Source organism: Roseateles sp. (assembly GCF_031397715.1).
Taxonomy (GTDB): Bacteria; Pseudomonadota; Gammaproteobacteria; order Burkholderiales; family Burkholderiaceae_C; genus Paucibacter_A.
Genome location: NZ_JANNMI010000135.1, coordinates 1 through 21739 on the forward strand (window position 1 = coordinate 1; position 21739 = coordinate 21739).

The 21739-nt window shown below is 63.0% G+C and carries 16 protein-coding genes, 2 other RNA genes and 1 pseudogene; 13 read left to right on the forward strand and 6 right to left on the reverse strand.

The features are described 5' to 3' along the window. A pseudogene (locus RMO57_RS05795) lies at positions 1–118 on the reverse strand (exodeoxyribonuclease III); the annotation flags it as partial. Positions 119–418: 300 nt separating this feature from the next. On the opposite strand from RMO57_RS05795, the gene RMO57_RS05800 reads away from it, so the two are divergent. The 3 genes from RMO57_RS05800 to RMO57_RS05810 all read left to right on the forward strand — a co-directional run bounded on the left by RMO57_RS05800 (position 419) and on the right by RMO57_RS05810 (position 4229). After that, the gene (locus RMO57_RS05800) at positions 419–2728 is read left to right on the forward strand and encodes a TonB-dependent receptor (RefSeq protein WP_310385054.1); all 2310 of its coding nucleotides are present in this window, start codon (positions 419–421) and stop codon (positions 2726–2728) included. 126 nt (positions 2729–2854) lie between these two features. Next, entirely contained in the window at positions 2855–3556 is a 702-nt protein-coding gene (pyrE, locus tag RMO57_RS05805; protein ID WP_310385056.1) for an orotate phosphoribosyltransferase, read from the forward strand. Further along, a complete protein-coding gene (locus RMO57_RS05810; RefSeq protein ID WP_310385057.1) occupies positions 3543–4229 on the forward strand; it encodes a hypothetical protein in 687 nt (228 codons plus the stop codon). The genes pyrE and RMO57_RS05810 overlap by 14 nt, the downstream gene beginning before the upstream one ends. A 6-nt stretch (positions 4230–4235) precedes the next feature. Here the strand turns inward: RMO57_RS05810 and gatB are convergent, their stop codons facing one another. From gatB to gatC, 3 genes are read right to left on the reverse strand one after another with little or no spacing between them, the layout of a single operon-like run. After that, positions 4236–5690: an Asp-tRNA(Asn)/Glu-tRNA(Gln) amidotransferase subunit GatB gene (gene gatB / locus RMO57_RS05815; protein ID WP_310385059.1), complete on the reverse strand. Its 1455-nt coding sequence runs from the start codon at positions 5688–5690 to the stop codon at positions 4236–4238. Positions 5691–5692: 2 nt separating this feature from the next. Continuing rightward, on the reverse strand, positions 5693–7186 hold the full coding sequence (gene gatA, locus RMO57_RS05820) for an Asp-tRNA(Asn)/Glu-tRNA(Gln) amidotransferase subunit GatA (RefSeq protein WP_310385082.1): 1494 nt from the start codon (positions 7184–7186) through the stop codon (positions 5693–5695). Positions 7187–7188: 2 nt separating this feature from the next. After that, positions 7189–7488 (reverse strand): Asp-tRNA(Asn)/Glu-tRNA(Gln) amidotransferase subunit GatC, encoded by a 300-nt coding sequence (gene gatC / locus RMO57_RS05825; RefSeq protein ID WP_310385060.1) that lies wholly within the window; start codon positions 7486–7488, stop codon positions 7189–7191. A gap of 317 nt (positions 7489–7805) precedes the next feature. Here gatC and RMO57_RS05830 point away from each other — a divergent pair, with 317 nt between their 5' ends. The 6 genes from RMO57_RS05830 (at position 7806) to rodA (ending at position 13659) form a co-directional block, all read left to right on the forward strand. Next, positions 7806–8849, forward strand: coding sequence for a rod shape-determining protein (locus RMO57_RS05830; protein WP_263555083.1), 1044 nt, complete (start codon positions 7806–7808; stop codon positions 8847–8849). Positions 8850–8907: 58 nt separating this feature from the next. Continuing rightward, a non-coding RNA gene (locus RMO57_RS05835) (sX9 sRNA) lies at positions 8908–8982 on the forward strand. A gap of 32 nt (positions 8983–9014) precedes the next feature. Continuing rightward, the gene (mreC, locus tag RMO57_RS05840; protein ID WP_310385064.1) at positions 9015–9977 is read left to right on the forward strand and encodes a rod shape-determining protein MreC; all 963 of its coding nucleotides are present in this window, start codon (positions 9015–9017) and stop codon (positions 9975–9977) included. After that, the gene (gene mreD / locus RMO57_RS05845; RefSeq protein ID WP_310385066.1) at positions 9974–10495 is read left to right on the forward strand and encodes a rod shape-determining protein MreD; all 522 of its coding nucleotides are present in this window, start codon (positions 9974–9976) and stop codon (positions 10493–10495) included. Before mreC ends, mreD begins: the two co-directional genes overlap by 4 nt. 12 nt (positions 10496–10507) lie before the next feature. Next, positions 10508–12508, forward strand: a complete 2001-nt coding sequence (gene mrdA, locus RMO57_RS05850) for a penicillin-binding protein 2 (protein ID WP_310385069.1) — start codon at positions 10508–10510, stop codon at positions 12506–12508. After that, positions 12505–13659 carry a rod shape-determining protein RodA gene (gene rodA / locus RMO57_RS05855; RefSeq protein WP_310385071.1) on the forward strand — a complete coding sequence of 385 codons (1155 nt, stop codon included), beginning with the start codon at positions 12505–12507 and terminating at the stop codon, positions 13657–13659. Before mrdA ends, rodA begins: the two co-directional genes overlap by 4 nt. On the opposite strand, the gene RMO57_RS05860 is transcribed toward rodA, so the two are convergent. Further along, the gene (locus RMO57_RS05860; protein WP_310385073.1) at positions 13650–15161 is read right to left on the reverse strand and encodes a sensor histidine kinase; all 1512 of its coding nucleotides are present in this window, start codon (positions 15159–15161) and stop codon (positions 13650–13652) included. The genes rodA and RMO57_RS05860 overlap by 10 nt on opposite strands. A gap of 48 nt (positions 15162–15209) precedes the next feature. Next, positions 15210–15881, reverse strand: coding sequence for a response regulator transcription factor (locus tag RMO57_RS05865; protein WP_310385075.1), 672 nt, complete (start codon positions 15879–15881; stop codon positions 15210–15212). Positions 15882–16365: 484 nt separating this feature from the next. Between RMO57_RS05865 and RMO57_RS05870 the strand changes: the two genes are divergently transcribed. From RMO57_RS05870 to RMO57_RS05885, 4 genes are all read left to right on the forward strand, one after another. After that, on the forward strand, positions 16366–19374 hold the full coding sequence (locus RMO57_RS05870) for a TonB-dependent receptor (protein WP_310385076.1): 3009 nt from the start codon (positions 16366–16368) through the stop codon (positions 19372–19374). Positions 19375–19435: 61 nt separating this feature from the next. Continuing rightward, a non-coding RNA gene (locus RMO57_RS05875) (sX9 sRNA) lies at positions 19436–19520 on the forward strand. A gap of 37 nt (positions 19521–19557) precedes the next feature. Next, on the forward strand, positions 19558–21111 hold the full coding sequence (locus RMO57_RS05880) for a tryptophan 7-halogenase (protein WP_310385078.1): 1554 nt from the start codon (positions 19558–19560) through the stop codon (positions 21109–21111). Between the two features lie 40 nt (positions 21112–21151). Further along, positions 21152–21739: SapC family protein (locus RMO57_RS05885; RefSeq protein ID WP_310385080.1), on the forward strand; the 588-nt coding region annotated here is incomplete at its 3' end.

Sequence of the window (21739 nt, forward strand, 5' to 3'; positions counted from 1 at the left end):
CCTGCGCCTTGACCTCTTGCACACCCAGCGCGTCGGCTTTTTGCCCGGGCAACCAGTCGAAAAAACCCTTGTTGGCGGCAGACCGGATGCCGTTCAAGTTGGCGGTGATGAAGCGCATAGGACGTGGTTTGGCTGGTGGCAATGAGACCAGTATCGCAGGCAGCCGGCTTTGATTGGTCTGATGTGTTTTGCCAACAAAAAGTCGGGGTAAACCCTTTCGAGGTGACTTTCATCGAACTGCCTTGATAGATTTCGGGGGGATAGTGCAGCAAACGTTTGCCGATACCTCACTTTCAAGAAGAATCAAAATTGACCCAACACCACGTCGGCCCCCCTGCACCGTTGGCCTTGGTCACAAGGGCCTGACCGCCAACCCCTCACCCGCCCACCTTTCCACTCTTTCAACTGAAGGATCACGATGAAATCCCTCTCCAACAAAAACAGCTTGATTGCGCTTGCGCTGGCCGCCGCCTTCCCCATGCAAGCGGCCCTGGCGCAGAGCGCCGCCGGCGAAGAAAAACCCGCCGTCGAGGTCAAGAAGGACAGCACCACCCTGAACACGGTGATCGTCACCGGCAGCCGACGGGCCGAGAACATCCGCGACGTGCCGATGTCGATTTCGGCCATCAAGGGCGAAGAGCTGGACGCCTACAACGCCAGTGGTCAGGACATTCGCGCGCTGTCCGGCCGCGTGCCCAGCCTGAACATCGAATCGGACTTCGGCCGCACTTTTCCGCGCTTCTATATTCGCGGCCTGGGCAATACCGACTTTGACTTGAACGCCTCGCAGCCGGTCGGTCTGGTCTATGACGACGTGGTGCAGGAAAGCCCGATGCTGAAGGGCTTCCCGGTCTTTGACGTCGAGCAGGTCGAGGTGCTGCGCGGCCCGCAAGGCACTTTGTTCGGCCGCAATTCACCGGCCGGCGTGATGAAGTTTGACTCGGTCAAGCCGGGCAAGCGTTTCGAAGGCTATGTGAATACCGGTTTCGGCAACAACAACGCGTTCAATTTGGAGGGTGCGGTCAACGCACCGCTGAGCGAAGACTGGGCCTTGCGAGCGGCCGTGCTGTTCCAGCGCGCCAGTGACCGGGTGCACAACCCCTTGCCCGGTGCCACCTCGGACCTGGAAGGCTTCACCGACAAAGCCGCGCGCGTGCAGGCGTCTTACAAGAACGGCGGTTTCTATGCGCTGTTCAATTTGCGCGGCCGCGACTATGAGGGCAGCGCCACCACCTTCCGCGCCAACGTCATCAAGCGCGGTACCAACGACCTGGTCGACGGCTTCGATGCCGGCAATTACCCGACCGACGGCTATAACGAGCAAACCCTCAGGTCCAGCGGTGTCAGCGCCCGCCTGCGCTGGGAGTTGAGCGGCATGACGCTGCACTCGATCACCGCCTATGACACCGCCAAGTTCTACAGCCGGGGGGATGTGGACGGTGGTTTCGGCAGCCGCTTTGCCGGCATCCCTGACGGCCCGCGCTTCAATGGTCAGCCTTCGGTGATCCCTTTCGACGCGCAGACCGCCGACGGCTTGCCCGACCTGAAGCAGACCACCCAGGAGTTCCGCCTGCAGTCCAACACCACGGATGCCTTGCAGTGGATCGGCGGCTTGTATTTCTTCAAGGAAAAGTTGCAGGTCGACAGCTTCAACTTTGACTCCTTCTCGGCCGGCGACCCGCAAAATGGCTACGCCTATCAACATCAAGACGCCAGCTCTTGGGCCGCTTTTGGTAGCCTGAACTACGCTGTCACGTCCGACCTGAAGATTCGCGGCGGCCTGCGTTACACCGACGACAAGAAGGACTTTGACGCCGCCCGTACGCAGACCCCGTTTGGAAATCCAAATGCCGGCCCGTTCACGGCCAACCCACGCTCGACCAACTGGAGCTGGGATCTGAGTGCCAACTACACGCTGAACAAGGACACCTCGCTGTTCACCCGTGTGGCCACCGGCTACCGCGCGCCGAGTATCCAGGGTCGGGTCTTGTTCGGCGACTCGATCTCGGTTGCTGACTCCGAAAAAGCCTTGTCGTTTGAGGCCGGTTTCAAGACCGATCTGCTCAACAAGACCGCGCGTATCAGCGGCACCGTGTTCAGCTACAAGGTCGATGACCTGCAGCTGACCGCCGGCAGCGGCAGCGTCAACCAGAACCGCTTGGTGAATGCCAAAAAGGCGACCGGCCAAGGCTTTGAGCTGGACGCGCAAGCCATCATCGCGCGTGACTGGCGCACCACGCTGGGCCTGAGCTATACCGACACCGAGATCAAGGACGACAAGCTCTTTGTCTCGCCTTGCGGCAATGCGAACTTCCAGTTCCTGGAGGCCAACACTGGCTGTAACGTGCTGAACAAACCGGGCCCGGTGGCCGGCACGGTGCTGATCGGCGGCAACCCGCTGCCACGCGCGCCGAAGTGGATTGCCAACTGGACGCTGCGCTACAGCACCGAGTTGGCCGGCGGCGATGTCTATGTGCTGACCGACTGGGCCTACAAGGATGAGTACAACATGTTCCTGTACAAGGCCACCGAGTACCGCGCCAAGTCCTCGCTGGAGGGTGGCTTGCGGGTCGGCTACGGCTGGAACAATTCCAAGTACGAAGTCTCGGCCTATGTGCGCAATATGACCGATGAGCAGCAAGTCGTTGCCGCCATCGACTTCAACAACCTGACCGGCATCATCAACGAGCCACGCAGCTACGGCCTGCAGTTCAAGGCCAGTTTCTAAGCCAGATAGCGCGCGGCGAGAGTCTGCGCTGGATCAGGCTTTGGTGCCCCAGCGGCCCGCACTCCTCACGGCGTGCGGGCCGTTTTTTGGCCCCTACAATGACCCGAAACAACCAATCACTTTGTCATGACCGCAGCTGCTGCACCCGATTCCCTGGCTCAGGACTTCGTCGCCTTCGCGGTTGAAGCCGGGGTACTCCGCTTCGGCGAGTTCAAGACCAAGGCCGGCCGCCTGAGCCCCTATTTCTTCAATGCCGGCCTGTTTGATGACGGTGCCAAACTGGGCCGCTTGGCGCAGTTCTATGCCCAGCGCCTGGTCGCTTCCGGCCTGCAGTTCGACATGATTTTCGGCCCCGCCTACAAAGGCATCACGCTGGCCGCGGCCTTGTCCATTGAGCTGGCGCGACTGGGCCACAACAAACCCTTTGCCTATAACCGCAAGGAAGCCAAGGATCATGGCGAGGGCGGCACGCTGGTCGGCGCTCCGGTGCAGGGCCGGGTGTTGATCATCGACGACGTGATCTCCGCCGGCACCTCGGTGCGCGAATCGATCGCGATGATTCAAGCCGCCGGCGCCACCGCCTGCGGCGTCAGCATCGCACTCGACCGGCAGGAGAAGGCGGCCGAGAACGGCGTCGACAGCCCCAAGTCGGCGGTGCAATATGTGACCGAGCAACTGCACTTGCCGGTGATTGCCATCGCCGGCCTGAGCGATCTGCTGGACTATCTGAAGACCACCAGCGATGCGCGCGCGCTTGCTCATGCCGGCGCCGTGCGGGCCTACCGAGACAAGTACGGGATAGATACAGGGTCTGATGCGCAAACATGAGTTCTTGGCGGCGGCCTGGGTCGTAGCACTGCTGCCCGTGATGGCCTGGGCGCAGGCGGCGCCGCCCGCGAAGCCGGCCATTTACAGCTGCACCACCCCCGATGGCCGGCGCCTGACCTCGGACCGGCCGATCCGCGACTGCAGTGCGGTCGAGCAGCGGGTCTTGAACGCCGACGGTTCGCTGCGCTCGGTGCTGCCGCCGGCGATGTCGCCCGAGGAGCGCACCGCTCATGAGGCCAAGGAGCGCCGGCTGGCGGCTGAGCGCACGGCCCAGCTTGATGCGGTCCGGCGTGACCGCAATTTGATGTTGCGTTACCCAAATGAGGCGGCGCATCAACATGCCCGCGAGGGCTCGCTGGACGACGCCAACAAGGCGCGGCTGATTTCCGAGCGCCGCGTCAAGGATCTGGCGCTGGAGCGCAAGCCGTTGCTGGACGAAGCCGAGTTCTACAAGGGCAAGCCGCTGCCGGCCAAGCTCAAGCGGCAACTCGATGCCAACGACGCCGCCGCCGACGCGCAAAAGCAGCTGATCGAAAACCAGAAGGCGGAATTGGTGCGCATCAGCGGGCGCTACGACTTGGAGCTGGCTCGCCTGAAACGCCTGTGGGCCGGCGCTGCGCCGGGCAGTTTAGGCAGCGCGGCGGCAGATGCCGCTGCGTCCGCGCCCCGCTGAGCCGAATCAGCCTTCGAGTTTTTTCTTCAGTAACTCGTTGACCGCCGTCGGGTTCGCCTTGCCCTTGGTCGCCTTCATCGCCTGACCGACCAGGGCGTTGAAGGCTTTTTCCTTGCCGGCGCGGAACTCCTCGACCGACTTGGCATTCGCGGCCAGCACCTCGTCGAGGATGCGCTCCAACTCAGACGTGTCGCTCATTTGCTTCAAGCCCATGGACGCTATCAAAGCGTCGACATCCTGCGACGCGCCCGTCCACAGCGCTTCGAACAGCTGGCGTGCGCCATTGTTCGAGATCGTGCCGTCACTGATGCGCGCAATCAGCGCCGCCAAGGTGGCCGCCGTGACCGGGCTGCTAGCCAGCGGCCGGTCTTCGCTATTGAGCCGGCGGGCGAACTCGCCCATCAGCCAGTTGGCGACCAGTTTTGGCTGCCCGCAGGCCTTGGCCGCCGTCTCGAAGAAGACGCCAAAGTCCTTGCTCTGCGTCATCATCGCCGCGTCGTAGGCAGGCAGGCCGAACTCGCTCTGGAAGCGCTTGGCCATCGGCTCGGGCAGCTCCGGCATCTCGCTCCGCACCCGCTCAATCCATTCGTTAGCAATCACCAGCGGCGGCAGATCGGGGTCGGGGAAGTAGCGGTAATCGGCGGCGTCTTCCTTGCTGCGCATGGCGCGGGTTTCGCCGCTGTCGGGGTTGAACAAAATCGTCGCTTGTTGAATCGCGCGGCCATCTTCGAGCTCGTCGATCTGCCAGTTCACCTCATAGTCCACCGCCTGCAGGATGTAGCGGAAGCTGTTCAGGTTCTTGATCTCGCGGCGCGTGCCGTAAGGCTCGCCGGGGCGGCGCACCGACACATTGACGTCGCAGCGGAACGAGCCTTCCTGCATATTGCCGTCGCAGATACCGAGCCACATCACCAGCGCATGCAAGGTCTTGGCGTACTCGCAGGCCTCGGCGCCGCTGCGCATCTCGGGCTCGGAGACGATCTCCAGCAGCGGCGTGCCGGCGCGGTTCAAGTCGATGCCGGTCAGGCCGTGATAGTCCTCGTGCAAGCTCTTGCCCGCATCTTCTTCCAGGTGGGCACGGGTCAGGTTGACGGTGTGCTTGACGTCGCCGACGAAGAACTCCAGCTTGCCGCCTTGCACGACCGGAATCTCGTACTGACTGATCTGATAACCCTTGGGCAGATCGGGATAGAAATAGTTCTTGCGCGCGAAGATCGACAGCGGTGCCACCTTGGCACCGACCGCCAGGCCGAAGCGGATCGCCCGCTCGACCGCGCCACGGTTCAGCACCGGCAGCGTGCCCGGCAGGGCCAGGTCAATCGGCGAGGCCTGCGTGTTCGGCGCGGCGCCGAACGCGGTCGAGGAGCCGCTGAAGATCTTCGATTGGGTGGACAGCTGGACGTGGTTCTCCAGGCCGATCACGACCTCGTAGCCGCGAATCAATTTACTCGTCGTAGTCATGCTCAGATTCCCGCCGGGGCAGCCAAATGCCAGTCGGTCGCTTGTTGCAAGGCATGGGCCGCATGCAAGAGCTGGCCCTCCTGGAAATAGTTGCCGAGTAACTGCAAGCCTACAGGCATGCCGCCCTCGCCAAAGCCGACCGGCACGCTCATGCCGGGCAAGCCTGCGAGCGAGCCGGGCAGGGTGAAGATGTCGGCCAGATAGGCCTTGACCGGGTCTTCGGCGCCCTCGCCCTTCTTCCAGGCAACGGTCGGTGCGACCGGGCCGGCGATCAGATCGCACTGCGTGAAGCAGCGCTGGAAGTCGTCGGCAATCATGCGGCGCAGCTTTTGCGCTTGCAAATAGTAGGCGTCGTAATAACCGTGAGACAAGACGTAGCTGCCAATCATGATGCGGCGCTTGACCTCAGGCCCGAAGCCCTCGGCGCGGGTCTTTTTGTACATGTCCAGCAGGTCGTCGTACTGGGCCGCGCGGTGGCCGAACTTGACGCCGTCAAAGCGGCTCAGGTTCGAGCTGGCCTCGGCCGGGGCAATGATGTAGTAAACCGGAATCGCCAGCTCGGTACGCGGCAGGCTGACGTCGACCAGCGTCGCGCCGAGCTTTTCCAGTTCGGCCAGGCCGGCCCTCACGGCGCCGTTCACGTCGGCAGCTAGCGCGGCTGGGAAGAACTCGACGGGTAAGCCGATGCGCAAGCCCTTCAACGGTTGTGCGGCTGTGGCGCCGGGCCTTAGCTGCAGCATCTGCGCATGGAAGTCTTGCGGGGCGCGCTCGACGCTGGTGGCGTCGCGCGTGTCGAAGCCGCTCATCGCCGACAACAAGAGGGCGCAGTCCTCGGCCGAGCGCGCCATCGGGCCGGCCTGATCGAGGCTGGAGGTGAAGGCGATCATGCCGTAACGGCTGCACACCCCATAGGTCGGCTTGATGCCTGAAATGCCGGTGAAGCTGGCCGGTTGGCGGATCGAGCCGCCGGTGTCGGTGCCGGTGCTGGCGGGCACCAAGCGGGCGGCGACGGCCGCCGCCGAGCCGCCGGACGAGCCGCCCGGCACGCGCGAGCGGTCCCAGGGGTTGGCGACCGGCCCGAAGGCCGAGTTCTCGTTCGCCGAGCCCATCGCGAATTCGTCGCAGTTGAGCTTGCCCAGCGAGATCGTGCCGGCCGCAAACAGCCGCTCGATCACGGTCGCATCGAACGGGCTGCGGTAATGGGCCAGGATCTTGGAGCCGGCGGTGGTCGGCATGTCCTTGGTGACGAAGATGTCCTTGTGCGCCAGCGGCACGCCCAACAGCGCAGCGTCGGCGCCGGCGGCACGGCGCGCGTCGGCAGCAGCGGCGGCGGCCAAAGAGGCGGCGGGGTCGGTGTGCAGGAAGCAGCCCAGGCCTTGCTGCTGCTGGATGCGGGCCAGCAAATGTTCTGTCAGCTCGACGCTGGAGACTTGTTTGGCGCTCATGGCGCGGCCCAGATCGGCCACGCCCAAGTCATGCAATGCTTTGTTTGTCATCATTATTCGATCACCTTGGGCACCAGGAACAGGCCGTCCTCAACGGCGGGCGCGCTGCGCTGATTGAGCGCGCGTTGATTGGACTCGGTGACCAAGTCTTCGCGCAGGCGCAAGCTCACTTCTTGAACGGCCGACAAGGGCGTGTAGAGCGGCTCGACGCCGCTGGTGTCCACCGCGCTCATTTGCTCAACAATGGAAAAGAAGCCGTTCAGCTGGCTCAACAAAGCGGCGCTTTCGGCTTCTTGCAGTTCCAGCCGGGCCAAATGGGCGATGCGGCTTACGTCTTGGGGGGTCAGGGCCATGGCAAAGCAAGCTCGATAGTGGCTACAAAACAAAGCCCCATGTCTAAGAACAAAGGGCTCGCAGGGTGAAGAATCAGAGGGTCATCAGTTATTATCTATGCTTATCTTCAGTGCAACGGGGCTGCGCAAGCTAAGCGGTACTTTTGAGTACCGCGTAGGCTCAGGCAGCCTCGCTGCATATGGCGAAGCCAAGTATTGTGTTCTCCACCTCCCTCATCTGGCCCCACGGCCACCCGATCAACGCTTGACAAGCGTGATGTGCCGGCGATCTCCAGCCCAAGGGCTCAGATGCCAAGCCCAGCGCCTTAAAAAATACCATGTTCGCCTCCCTGCGCCGCTACTTCTCCACCGACCTCGCCATCGACCTGGGCACTGCCAATACGCTGATTTACGTCCGCGGCAAGGGCATCGTGCTGGACGAACCCTCGGTCGTTTCGATCCGCCACGAAGGTGGCCCCAACGGCAAGAAAACCATCCAGGCCGTCGGCCGCGAAGCCAAGGCCATGTTGGGCAAGGTGCCCGGCAATATCGAGGCGATCCGCCCGATGAAAGACGGCGTGATCGCCGACTTCACCGTCACCGAGCAGATGCTCAAGCAGTTCATCAAGATGGTGCACGACTCGAAGATGCTGCGCCCCAGCCCGCGCATCATCATCTGCGTGCCTTGCGGCTCGACCCAGGTCGAGCGCCGCGCGATCCGCGAATCGGCGCTCGGCGCCGGCGCCTCGCAGGTGTTCCTGATCGAGGAGCCGATGGCGGCCGCGATCGGCGCCGGTCTGCCGGTCAGCGAGGCTTCGGGCTCGATGGTGGTGGATATCGGCGGCGGCACCACCGAGGTCGGCGTGATCTCGCTCGGCGGCATGGTCTACAAGGGCAGCGTGCGCGTCGGCGGCGACAAGTTCGACGAGGCCATCATCAACTACATCCGCCGCAACTACGGCATGTTGATCGGCGAGCCCACCGCCGAAATGATCAAGAAGACCATCGGCAGCGCCTTCCCCGGCTCCGAGGTCAAGGAAATCGAAGTCAAGGGCCGCAACCTGGCCGAAGGCGTGCCGCGCAGCTTCACCATTTCTTCCAACGAGATCCTTGAAGCGCTGACCGACCCGCTGAATCAGATCGTCTCGGCCGTCAAGAACGCCTTGGAGCAGACCCCGCCCGAGCTGGGCGCCGACATCGCCGAGCGCGGCATGATGCTGACCGGCGGCGGCGCGCTGCTGCGTGATCTGGACCGCTTGCTGGCCGAAGAAACCGGCCTGCCGGTCTTGGTGGCCGAGGATCCGTTGACCTGCGTCGTACGCGGTTGCGGCATGGCGCTGGAGCGCATGGAGCGCTTAGGCTCCATCTTCACCTACGAGTAATGGTGTTGAAGCCTACTGCGCGAAGGACAGACGTCGTTGGGCGGTGCTCGGAATCCTCACGTGCCGCAAGCACGCTCCGGTTCCTGCGCTCCGGCCGCCTAGCCTGACCTCCGCTCGCTACGGCCCGAGAGACCGTCACATTTCTCGATTTGTCCCTTGTGAGCCATGTCCCTCGGCCCCTTTGATCGCGACACCCCCCCGTTCTTTCGTCAAGGCGCTTCGGCGCTGACGAAGTTATTGCTGTGCGCGGCGCTGGCCTTGTTTTTGATGGTGGCCGATGCGCGTTTCAAGTTGGCGGCCCCCGCCAGAGCGACGCTGGCACTGGCGCTGCACCCGCTGCAGACCTTGTTGCTGGCGCCGGTAGACGCCTGGGAATCGCTGCAAGACTATCTGCGCGGCAACGAGAGTGCCCGCGCGGCCGAGAACCTGGCGCGCCGTCAATTGGTCCAGCAGGCCGAGCGGCTGAGCCGGGCCGAGCAGCTGCAGGCAGAAAACCAGCGCCTGCGGGCCTTGCTGGAGCTGCGCCCGGCGGTGCAGGTCAGCTCGGTGTCGGCCGAGGTGCTGTACGAGGCGACCGACGCCTATTCGCGCCGCGTCGTCATCGACCGGGGTAGCCGTCACGGCGTGCAGCCGGGCTCGCCGGTCATCAATGACAAGGGCGTGCTGGGCCAAGTTACGCGGGTTTACGGGCTCAGCTCCGAAGTGACCTTGCTGAACGACAAAGACGCCGCCATTCCGGTCCTGAACGCGCGTACCCAGCAGCGCAACGCGGCCTTCGGGCGCAGCGACGGCAGCGGCATGGAGCTGCGTTTTCTGGCCGCCAATGCCGATGTCAAGGAAGGCGACATCTTGGTCACGTCCGGCCTTGACGGTGTCTATCCGCCCGGCCTGCCGGTGGCGCGCGTGAGTTTGGTCGAGCGGCGCGGCGATACCAGCTTCGCCAGCGTTGGCTTGCAGCCGATTGCCCAGGCCGACAGCGCCCGCCATGTCTTGGTCTTGCAGCCGCTGGCCCAACATGAGGCGGCTCAGGCCGAAGCCGCAGCGGCGGCCGTGGCCGAGGCAGCGTCAGCGGCGGCAGTCAAATTGGCCCGCAAGGCCGCTCCGGTATCCAAAGGGGGGCTGAAATGATCATGCCGCGCGGCTCCGGCCAGCTCTTGATGCCGGCCAACCCGCTCTTCATTGGCCTCAGTTTGATCTTGGCGCTGATGGCCGATATGGTCCCCGTCGGCCGTTCGCCGGCGATGCCCGATCTGCTGTCCGTCGTGCTGGTGTTTTGGGGCGTGCATCAGCCGCGCCGTATCGGCGTCAGCTGGGCCTTTGCCTTCGGGCTGCTGATCGACGTTCACCACGGCGCTTTGCTCGGTCAGCATGCGCTCAGCTACAGCTTGCTCAGCTATGGAGCGGTCAGCCTGCATCGGCGCTTGCCCGGTTTCAGTCTGTTCACCCAAGCCTTGCATGTGTTGCCCTTGTTCGTCGCCGCGCATGCGGTATCACTGTTGGTGCGCATGGCAGTGGGCGGCATGTGGCCGGGCTGGGGCCTGGCGTTGGCGCCCTTGTTCGAGGCGATGCTTTGGCCGCTGGCCACCGTGCTGCTGCTGGCGCCGCAGCGGCGCGCGCCCGACCGTGATGCCAATCGTCCCTTGTGACCGAGCACTAGCATGACCGTGATGAAGAACATCCAGCAAGAGCTGGGCGGTTTTCGGCTGCGCTTGGTCGCGGCCGGCCTGTTCGTGCTCTTGTGTTTTGGCTTGTTGATCGCCCGCTTGTTTTTCTTGCAGGTCACCCAACACGACAACCTGCTCGACCGGGCCGAATCCAACCGCACCACCATCGTGCCCATCGTGCCCAACCGCGGCCTGATCAAGGACCGCAACGGCATCGTGCTGGCGAGTAACTACTCGGCCTATACGCTGGAGATCACGCCGTCCAAGGTGGCGGATCTGGAGGCGACCATCGACGCGCTGGCCCAGGTGATTGAAATCCAGCCGCGTGACCGCAAGCGCCTCAAGCGCCTGATGAGCGAGAGCAAGAATTTTGAGTCGCTGCCGATCCGCACCAAGCTCAGTGACACCGAGGTGGCCAAATTCACCGCCCAGCGCTTTCGCTTCCCCGGTGTCGAGATCAAGGCGCGGCTGTTCCGCAGCTATCCGCTCGGCGAGGTTGGCGCGCATTTGATCGGCTATATCGGCCGCATCAACCAGGCCGAGAAGAAGGCCATGGATGACTGGGAGGAAGAAGACTTCGCCAATTACCGCGGCACCGAATACATCGGCAAGCTAGGTCTTGAGCAGGCCTACGAGCGCGAGCTGCACGGCATCACGGGGTTTGAGCAGTTAGAAACCAGCGCCGGTGGGCGGGCGGTGAGGCGGCTCGCGCACAAACCGCCGACGCCGGGCAATAACCTGCTGCTGTCGATCGACATCCGCCTGCAGGCCTTGGTCGAAGAGCTGTACAAAGACCGTCGGGGCGCGCTGGTGGCGATCGACCCGCGCAATGGCGAGGTGCTGGCCTTTGTGTCCAAGCCAACCTTTGATCCGAACCTGTTTGTCGACGGTATCGACGTTGAAAACTGGCGCGAGCTGAACGAGAACATCGACAAGCCGCTGTTGAACCGGGCGATGCGCGGCACCTATCCGCCCGGCTCGACCTTCAAGCCCTTTATGGCGATGGCGGCGCTGAACTCGGGCAAGCGCTCGCCCAGCCTGGTGATCCAGGACAACCTAACGTATAGTTTCGGCGGCCGCACGTTTGGCAGCCCCGAGGTCGATAGGCCCGGCCCCAAGGACATGCGGCTGGCCATCGTCAGCTCCAGCAATGTGTACTTCTACAGCTTGGCCAATGAAATGGGGGTGGACCTGATTCATGACGAGTTGAAGCCCTTCGGTTTCGGGCGCAAGACCGAGATTGATTTGATCGGTGAGCTGACCGGCGATCTGCCGTCCACCGCCTGGAAACGCGCCCGCTTCAAGAAGCCCGAGCAGCAGAAATGGTATGCCGGCGAGACCATTTCGCTGGGCATCGGTCAGGGCTATAACAACTTCACCATGCTGCAATTGGCGGCCGCCACCTCGACGCTCTCAAGCGCCGGCCTGCGCTACAAGCCGCGACTGGTGCGCGAGATCGAGGATGTTGTCAAACACGAGCAGCGCCGCATCGCCAGCGACGCGCTGCCGCCACTGCCGCTCAAGCCCGAGCAGGTTCAAGTGATTCTGAACGCCATGCACGGGGTGACGATAGAAGGCACCTCGCGCGCGGTTTTTGCCGGTGCCGGCTACAAGAGTGGCGGCAAGACCGGCACTGCGCAGGCGGTGGGCTTGCGCGCCGGCGAGAAGTACAAGGACATCAAGGCGGATGAGCGCAAGCGCGATCACTCGCTCTACGTCGCCTTTGCGCCAATCGAAGCGCCGACGATTGCGCTGGCGGTGATTGTCGAGAACGCCGGCTACGGCTCGACCTCGGCCGCGCCGATTGCCCGGCGCTTGTTCGACTTTGTGTTGATGGGCCAATACCCGAGCGAGGAAGACATTGCGCTGACCCAGCAAGGCAAAGCCACCGCGCCGGTCGGCAAGCCGCGAGTGGCCGCCGACATGCCCTTGCCGGGCAGCGCGGCCGAGGCAGCGTCGGCCGCCAGCGCTGCGGCTTCAGGAGCTTCCCGATGAACGACGTCTTCAAAGCGCCCAGTCTTTGGCAGCGACTCAGGCCCTGGTTCGCGGGTTTCGATCTGCCGCTGTTGCTGGCGATTGCCTGGCTCGCGGGCATCGGCTTGGTGTCGATGTATTCGGCCGGCTTCGATCACGGCACGCGTTTTGTCGACCATGGCCGCAATATGCTGTTGGCACTGGGCGTCATGTTCGTGGTCGCACAGCTGCCGCCGCAGCGCCTGATGGCGCTGGCGATTCCGCTCTACACCCTGGGTATCGCCTTGTTGGTGGCCACGGCGTTGTTCGGCATCAGCAAGAAGGGCGCGACGCGCTGGCTCAATATCGGCATCGTCATCCAACCGTCGGAGTTGCTGAAAATCGCCACCCCCTTGATGCTGGCCTGGTGGTTTCAAAAGCGCGAGGGCGCGCTGCGCTTGGCCGACTACCTCGCCGCGTTTGTGCTGCTCTTGCTGCCGGTAGCCCTGGTGGCCAAGCAGCCCGATCTGGGCACCGCCATCCTGATCGCGGCGGCCGGCATCTATGTGATATTTTTTGCCGGCCTGTCCTGGCGTCTGATCCTGCCGGCCTTTGTGCTCGCGGCGGCCGGCATCACCGCCCTGATCGTCAGCGAAGAGGCGATCTGCCAACCCGATGTGAGTTGGCCGGTGCTGCGCGACTATCAGAAAAACCGCGTCTGCACGCTGCTTGACCCGACCAAGGACCCGCTGGGCAAAGGCTTTCACATCATCCAGGGCGGTATTGCGATCGGCTCCGGCGGCCTCACCGGCAAGGGCTTTATGCAGGGCACGCAAACCCATCTGGAGTTCATCCCCGAGCGCACCACCGACTTCATCTTTGCCGCCTTCGGTGAAGAGTTCGGCCTGGTCGGCGCGCTGGCCTTGCTGGCTGGCTTTGCGGCGCTGATCCTGCGTGGGCTGATGATTGCGTCGAGCGCGCCGACGATGTTCTCGCGCCTGCTGGCCGGTGCGCTGACGATGAGCTTTTTTACCTATGTGTTCGTCAATATGGGCATGGTCAGCGGCATCCTGCCGGTCGTCGGCGTGCCCTTGCCCTTCATCAGCTATGGCGGCACGGCGATGGTGATGCTGGGCATCAGCTTGGGGTTGTTGATGGCGATTGCGAAGAGCCGGCGCTTTAATCAGTCCTGAGCCTGCGGCGCCCTGGTTGGCCCGACCGGGTGTGCAGCGAAACGCACCGTAAACCGCGCCCCCGGCCCCTGACCGGCAGCCTCCGTCTGGCCCGGTCGGCGCTGGCGAGTGTCGTCCAGGCTGACCTCGGCTTCATGTTGCTGAGCAATCTCGCGCACGATCGCCAGGCCCAGGCCCGAGCCGTCCACATCGGTGCCCAGTGCGCGGTAAAACGGCTGAAAGACCTTCTCGCGTTCCGACTCGGGAATGCCGGGCCCGAGGTCTTCCACCTGCAAGACGCTGACCTGACCGAACGGATCCTCGACCACCCGCACGGTCACGGTGCCACTAGGCGGTGTGTAGAGCAGCGCGTTGTCGACCAGATTGCGGATCAGCTCGCGGATCAAGATCGCATGCCCCGAGACGCGCAGGCCGCATTGCTCTTCGCTTGGGCCTTCATAGCCGAGATCAATGCGCTTATCGAGCGCGCGCGGCACAAAGTCGCGCACCGTTTCGATCGCCAGTTCGGCCAGATTGACCTCACTGCGGCGCGCCGCATGCTCTTTGTCCTCGGCTCGCGCCATTGCCAGCAGCTGATTGACCATATGGGCGGCGCGCTGGCTGCTCAGTGCGATCTGCTGCAAGGAGCGCTTCAGTTCGGCCGGTTCGCTGCGCCCTTCATCGATCTGCGCTTGAGCAAACTCGGCCTGCGCGCGTAGGCCCGCCAGCGGCGTCTTCAGCTGGTGCGCGGCGTCGGCCAGAAAGTGTTTTTGGCTGCTGATCGACTGGTCGAGGCGTGCCAGCAAATCATTGATCGCCCGTACCAGCGGCGCCACTTCATCCGGGATGCGACGCTCATCGATCGGGCTCAGGTCGGAGCTCTCACGCGAGCGGATGCGGCGCTGCAAATCATTCAGCGGCGCAATGCCGCGCGCCAGCGCCAGCCACACCAGCAAGACCGCCAGCGGCAGGATCACAAACTGCGGCAGGATCACGCCCTTGATGATTTCGTTGGTCAGGCGCGAGCGTTTGCCCAGCGTCTCAGCCACCTGCACCAACATGGTCTTGCTGGAGCCGGCCATGCCCTCGGGCGCGACCCACAAATAGGCGACCCGGACGCGCTCGTTGCCGACCTCGTCATCGCGAAAGTGCAGCTCCCAGGGCACGATCTGGTCCTCGTCGGGTGGCACCGGCAGGCCGGCGTCGCCGTTCAGCAGCTCGCCGTTCAGGCCCAACACTTGGTAGAACACAGTATCGGTTTCGTCGGCGCGCAACAGCGCCGCCGCTTCGGGCGCCAAAGCGTACTTGGAGCGGCCGCTGCGCAGATTGGGCTCGGCCGCGGCCACCTGCAAGCCCAGCGTGCGCGCCATTTCGCCCAGTTCGCGGTCATAGGGTTTGCCGGCAATGCCCTGCGCCACCAACCAGGTCAGCGCCACGCTGATTGGCCAAATCAGCAGCAGCGGCGCCAGCATCCAATCGAGGATCTCGCCAAACAGCGAGCGTTGACCGGAGCTAGCCGGCATTGCGCAGCGCTGCTTGACCGGGCTGTGAAAGAGGCATCATCAGCGTGCTCAGGGAGCTATTTTTTCCAGGCAATAACCCAGGCCGCGCACCGTGGCGATGCGGATCGGCCCTTGTTCAATCTTTTTGCGCAAACGGTGGATGTAAACCTCGATCGCGTTATTGCTCACTTCTTCGCCCCACTCACACAGTCGCTCCACCAACTGGTCTTTGCTGACCAAGCGGCCGGCGCGTTGCAGCAAGACCTCCAGCAGGCTCAGCTCGCGCGCCGACAGCTCGATCATCTGGTCATTGATATAGGCGACTCGCCCGGTTGCGTCGAAGCTCAGCGGGCCATGCTTGATGACACTGGAGGCGGTGCCCAGGCCGCGCCGGGTCAGCGCCCGCACACGCGCTTCCAGCTCTTGCAGCGAGAAGGGCTTGGCCATGAAGTCATCGGCGCCGAAGTCCAGGCCCTTGACGCGCTGCTCGACGCTGTCGGCGGCGGTCAGTATCAACACCGGCATCGATGAGCCGCGCGCGCGCAACTTGCGCAAGACCTCCAGGCCGTGCAGCTTGGGCAGACCCAGGTCGAGAATCACCAGATCGAACTCATGCGAAGCCAAGGCGTTGTCCGCTTCCGTGCCGGTGCTGACTTGATCTACCGCATAGCCCGACGCCCGCAGTGAGCGCAACAGGGCATCGGCCAACACTTGATCATCTTCGGCAATCAGGATGCGCATGTTTGAGTCTCCGGTAGGGGCTTGTTCTTGCCGAGCATTCTATGAGCCGGCCGGGCCCCACTCAGCCGGCCGCAACCGGCCACGCCTGCTGCGCAAAGCATTTGCACACCAGGGAAAACCATTGCTTGATTCTTGAAAGCGCTTTCATTAGCATGCAGTCATCGCGGCAGCGTCCGTAGTGTCCAGGCCGCGGGTCGCTGCTTGAATGACCTCAGCGGCATGCCGACCTTGGCCCTTGAATCGGCATTGCCGGTACCTTGGACCCGACGCCATCCAGCTCATCGCGCACTCAAATACAACAAACCAAGGGAGTTCCCTAGATTCAAAACAAGGCAGAAATCAGTATTGTCATGAAAGCGCTTTCAGGCAATGTCGAACGAGATCGTTAGAAAAAATACAACGGTTCCCAAATTTGGCCAGCCCAGCTCGCCGACCGGTTGCATGAACTCATGTGGCCGGTAGAAAACCACAAACGGAGACAGACATGATCAATTCCCAAATACGGCGGGGCAGCTTTTGTGCCGGCCCGGCATTTCAAGTGAGCAAACTGGCTTTGGCCTGTGGGCTTTGTGCGGCCGCTGTAGGCGCCGCCCATGCACAAACTGTGCCGGCGCCTGAGTCAAAGCAGGCCGGCGAGAACGTGTTGGAGACCGTCGTCGTCACCGGCATTCGCGGCAGCCTCGGCTCTTCGATGAACCTGAAGCGCAATGCGCAGGGCGTGGTCGACGGCATCGTCGCCGAGGACATCGGCAAATTCCCCGACACCAATCTGGCCGAGTCCTTGCAGCGCATCAGCGGCGTGTCGATTGACCGCTCGATCGGCGAAGGCTCCAAGGTCACCGTGCGCGGTATCGGCCCTGACTTCAATCTGGTGCTGTTGAACGGCCGGCAAATGCCCGCCTCCAGCATCGCCGACACCTCGGTCTCTAACTCGCGCGCCTTTGACTTCGCCAACCTGGCTTCGGAGTCGATCGCCGGCATCGAGGTCTTCAAGACCAGCCGCGCCGCGGCCCCCGCCGGTGGCATCGGTGCCACCATCAATATCAAGACCGCCCGCCCGCTGGACAATCCCGGCCTGCGTGCCAGCATCGGCGTCAAGGGTGTGCATGACACCTCCAACGGCCGCCTGCCCGACCCGCTGCAAGGCAGCGAAGTCACGCCTGAAGTCTCGGGCATCTACAGCAACACCTTTGCCGACGGCAAGTTCGGCGTCGCCATCAGCGGCAGCTACCAAGAGCGCAACCTGGGCTTCAACCAGGCAGCCGTGGCGAATGGCTGGCGGCCGTTTGCTGGCGATGAGAACAACTGGGGCACGATTCCTCAGCCCGGCACGCCCGGCTCCGAGAACATCATCAACCGGCCCGGCCCGACCGACATCTATTCGGTGCCGCAGAACTTTGCCTATTCGGTCAACGGCATTGAGCGCCAGCGCACCAACGGCCAGGTCACGCTGCAGTACAAACCGATCGATAACCTGGTCGCGACACTGGACTACACCTACTCCGAGAACAAGATCCAGACCAAGCGCAACGAGCTGTCGGTCTGGTTCAACTTCGGCCCCTCGTCAAGCTCCTGGAATCCCGGCCCCGTCAGCAGCCCGAATTTCTACTCGGAGACCATCGTTCCCGCGACCAGCGATTTGGCCATGGGCGGCGCCCAGTACGCGACCAAGAACGAGAACAAGTCCACCGGCTTCAACCTCGCCTGGAAGGCAAGCAACAAACTCAGCCTGGAGTTTGACGCCCACAGCTCGAAAGCGACGTCCGGTGCCGACAGCCCTTACGGCTCCAACTCCAGCCTGGGCACCGCCAGCTTCACCCGCGGCACGACCAAGGTTGACTTCACCCAGAAGTTCCCGGTCTTGAGCGTGGCCGGCGGCAATATCGACGCGTCCAAGATGATGGTGACGGGATCGTCCTTCCGCAACAGCTTGATGGAATCCAACATCGATCAAGGCCAGCTGACCGGCAACTACAAGCTCAGCGATGATTCGCGGCTGGACTTTGGCATGAGCTTGAACCGGGTTGACAACCGCTCGGCCTTCTCGAATGTGCAGCGCGACACCTGGGGCGGTGCCACCAATGCCGGCGATTACCCGGACAGCGTCTGGCGCCCCGACACCATCAGCCCTTATTTCAAGCAGATGAGCGGCCATGACAGCCCGGCGCTGTTCAACCAGTTCTTCACCTTTGATTTCGAAACCGTGCGCGCACTCGCCGCCAAGGCCGCCGGCGACGAGTCGCTCTACCGGGCGTCGAATCAATTCTCGACCGACCGCAATGTGCGGGAGAAGACTCAAAGCGCCTTCCTCCAGTTCAGCACCGGCTGGGATCTGGCCATGCCGGTCAACGCCGCCTTCGGCGTGCGCTACGAGAAGACTGACGTGACGGCCACCGCGTTGGTGCCGACCGCCACCGGCATCAACTGGGTGGCCAACAACGAGTTCTCGGTTTTGTTTGGCGCGCCCGGCTACACCACCTTGACGGGCAGTTACAAATACTTCCTGCCCAGCGTGGACGTCGATGTTGACATCACCAGCAGCATCAAGGGCCGCGCCAGCTATAGCGAAACCATTGGCCGCCCCGGCTGGGGTGATATCCAGGGCGGGCAGACGCTCAACCAATTGGCCCGTATCGACGGCGGCACCGGCGCGCAGGGCAACCCGGCGCTGAAGCCGCTGAAGTCGAAGAACTTCGACTTGTCCGGTGAGTGGTATTACGCCAAGACCAGCTTCTTGTCGGTGGGCTACTTCAAGAAGAATATCGAGAACTTCATCGGCACGACGACGACACAGGGCACGCCTTTCAACCTGCGCACACCGTCGGGTGGTGTCTTCTTCAAAGAAGCGATCGCTCAAGGTTGCGCGGCAGGTGACCTGACCTGCATCCGCAACTACATCTTCTTGAACAAGAACGGCCAGGGCGGTGTGGCGCGTGGGCCGGTTGATGCCAACGGCAACCAGACCGGCATCATCCCCGGCCAACCCGGCGATCCGATTGCCAACTTCTCCATCACCACGCCGGCCAACCAGCGCAAGGATGACCTCAACGGCGTGGAGCTGGCCATCCAGCATATGTTCGGCAGAAGCGGCTTTGGCTTCTCGGCCAACTACACCTACGTCACCTCGGGCCTGAAGTACGACAACAAGAACCGCGGTGAGCAATACGCGCTGGAAGGCCTGAGCGATTCGGCCAACTTGGTCGGCTTCTACGAGAACGAGAAGTGGTCGGTCCGCGCGGCCTACAACTGGCGTGATGAGTTCCTGACGGCGCGCTTCGACGGTACCGGCTTGCCCAACCCCGTCTATACCGAAGCCTATGGGCAAGTGGACGTCAACGTCGGCTACAAGTGGACACCCAACCTGACCCTCCAGGCCGAGGTGATCAACCTCAATGACGGCGTTCAACGCCTGCACGGCCGCAACAAGGCACAGCTCTTGTACGCCACGCAGACGGGCCCCCGTTACATGTTCGGAGCTCGCTACACCTTCTAAGAAGGCAAAATCTCTTTACTGCGCGGCCGGCAGGCGTCGTTGGGCGGTGCTCGGAATCCTCACGTACAGGAAGTACGTTCCGGTTCCTGCGCTCCGTCCGTCTAGCCTGACGGCCGCTCGCTACAAGAGCTCTCACCTTCTTGGCCGGTATTGCTGCTGGGTCGGCAGCGCAAAGAGACGAATATGAAAGAGCCGATCGAACAGGTCAAACGGATCGTGATTTTGGGTGGAGGCTCGGCCGGTTGGCTGAGCGCTGCTTTGATCGCGGCCGAGCACAAGGAGGGCCTGCAGGTCACATTGCTGGAGTCGCCCGATGTGCCGGCGATCGGGGTTGGTGAAGGCACCTGGCCGACCATGCGCGACACCCTGCGCAAAATCGGCATTAGCGAGACCGAGCTGGTGCGCCAATGCGAGGCCACCTTCAAGCAAGGCTCCAAATTCATCGGCTGGGTCACAGGCCAGGCCGATGATTGTTACGACCATCCGTTTGTCTTGCCGCAGGGCTATACCGAAGCGAATCTGGTTGCGCCCTGGCTTGAGCGGCACCGGGAAACACCGTTTGCCGAACTGCTCAGCTTTCAACCGCATTTGTGCGCGCGCGGCTTGGCGCCCAAACAGGCCGCGACGCCGGAGTACGCCGCGGTGGCCAACTATGGCTACCATTTTGATGCGGTCAAATTCGGCCACTTTTTACGCCGCCACTGCATCGATAAGCTCGGCGTCAAGCATGTGCAAGACCATATGGTCGGCATCAACTCTGCTGCCAATGGCGACATCGCCTCGCTGCAAACCAAGGCACACGGCGCCTTGGCCGGCGAGCTGTTCATCGACTGCAGTGGCATGCCGTCGCTGCTGCTGGGTCAGCATTTCGGCGTCGAGTGGCTGTCGCAGCAAGACGTCTTGTTCAACGACAGCGCGCTGGCCGTGCAGCTGCCCTACGCCGAGCCGCACAGCCCGATTGCCTCGCAAACCCTCTCGACGGCGCAAAGCAGCGGCTGGATCTGGGACATCGGCCTGCAGACGCGGCGCGGCATCGGCTATGTCTACTCGAGCCGGCATATCTCGGACCCAGACGCCGAGCTGGAACTACGCGCCTACCTCGCCAAGTCGGGCAGCAGCGACGCGTCATTGCTGCCACGCAAGATCTCTTTCAAGCCCGGCTACCGGGCGCAGTTTTGGCACAAGAACTGCGTCGCCATCGGTCTCTCGGCCGGCTTCATCGAGCCACTGGAGGCCTCGGCCCTGGCCTTGGTTGAGCTGTCTGCCGCGCTGGTCAGCGAAGAAATGCCGGCCACGCGTGAGTTGATGGAGATCGCCGCTCGGCGTTTCAACGACGCGTTCAGCTACCGCTGGGCCCGCGTCATCGATTTCCTGAAACTGCACTATGTGTTGAGCCGCCGCACCGACAGCGCCTACTGGCGCGAGCAAGCCGCGAGCACGCCGCCCCGCCTGCAAGAGCTGCTGGCGCAATGGCAGCAGCGCCCGCCTTCGCGCCATGACTTTCACCGTATCGAGGAGATGTTCCCGTCGGCCAGCTACCACTATGTGCTCTACGGCATGGGCTTCAAGCCCGCCGCGCCGGCCACCATGCGCCGCTCCGAAGCGGCCGATAACACCCAAGCCGCCGAAGGCTATTACCGCGAAGCCGCTCGGCTGAGCGCGAAGATGGCGGCGGCCTTGCCCAGCCACCGCGATCTGATTGAGCACATCAAGCTGCACGGGCTACACCGCATCTGAGCCGGCGCAGCCCCTCAAGAACACAAAGAGACAAAACACCATGGCCCATACCGCTTTACTGAACAATATCGACCACAAGGATCTGCGCATCGACACGCGCCGCCGCCGCGAACTTGATGATGATGAGATGTTCGCCGTCACCTTCCCGGCTGAGTTCAGAAGCGTGCAGGCGCATTACCCGATTGTTTTTCGCAAAACCATGGACGGCATTGGCTTTGAGCCGATTGCCTTGTTCGGTTTTCAAACGGGTCAAAACCTGTTCTTGCAGCAAGACAAGTGGGACGCCGACTATCTGCCCCTGTCAATCGAGCGCCAACCCTTGTTGATAGGCCGCTCGGGCGACGAGTTACTGATTCATATCGACCTCGACAGCCCGCGCGTCGGCCGCACGGTCGGCGAGCCGCTGTTCTTGCCCCATGGCGGCAGCACCGAGTTCTTGCAGCGCATGAACTCGGTGCTCTTATCCTTGCATCAAGGCCTGGAGAGCTCCGGCGCCTTCATACAGACCTTGCTGGCGCATCAGCTGCTGGAGTCTTTTGTGCTCGACATCGAGCTTGCCGACGGCTCGCAGAACCGCCTGGCCGGCTTTTACACCATCAATGAAGAGCGCCTGGCCGGCCTGCCCGGC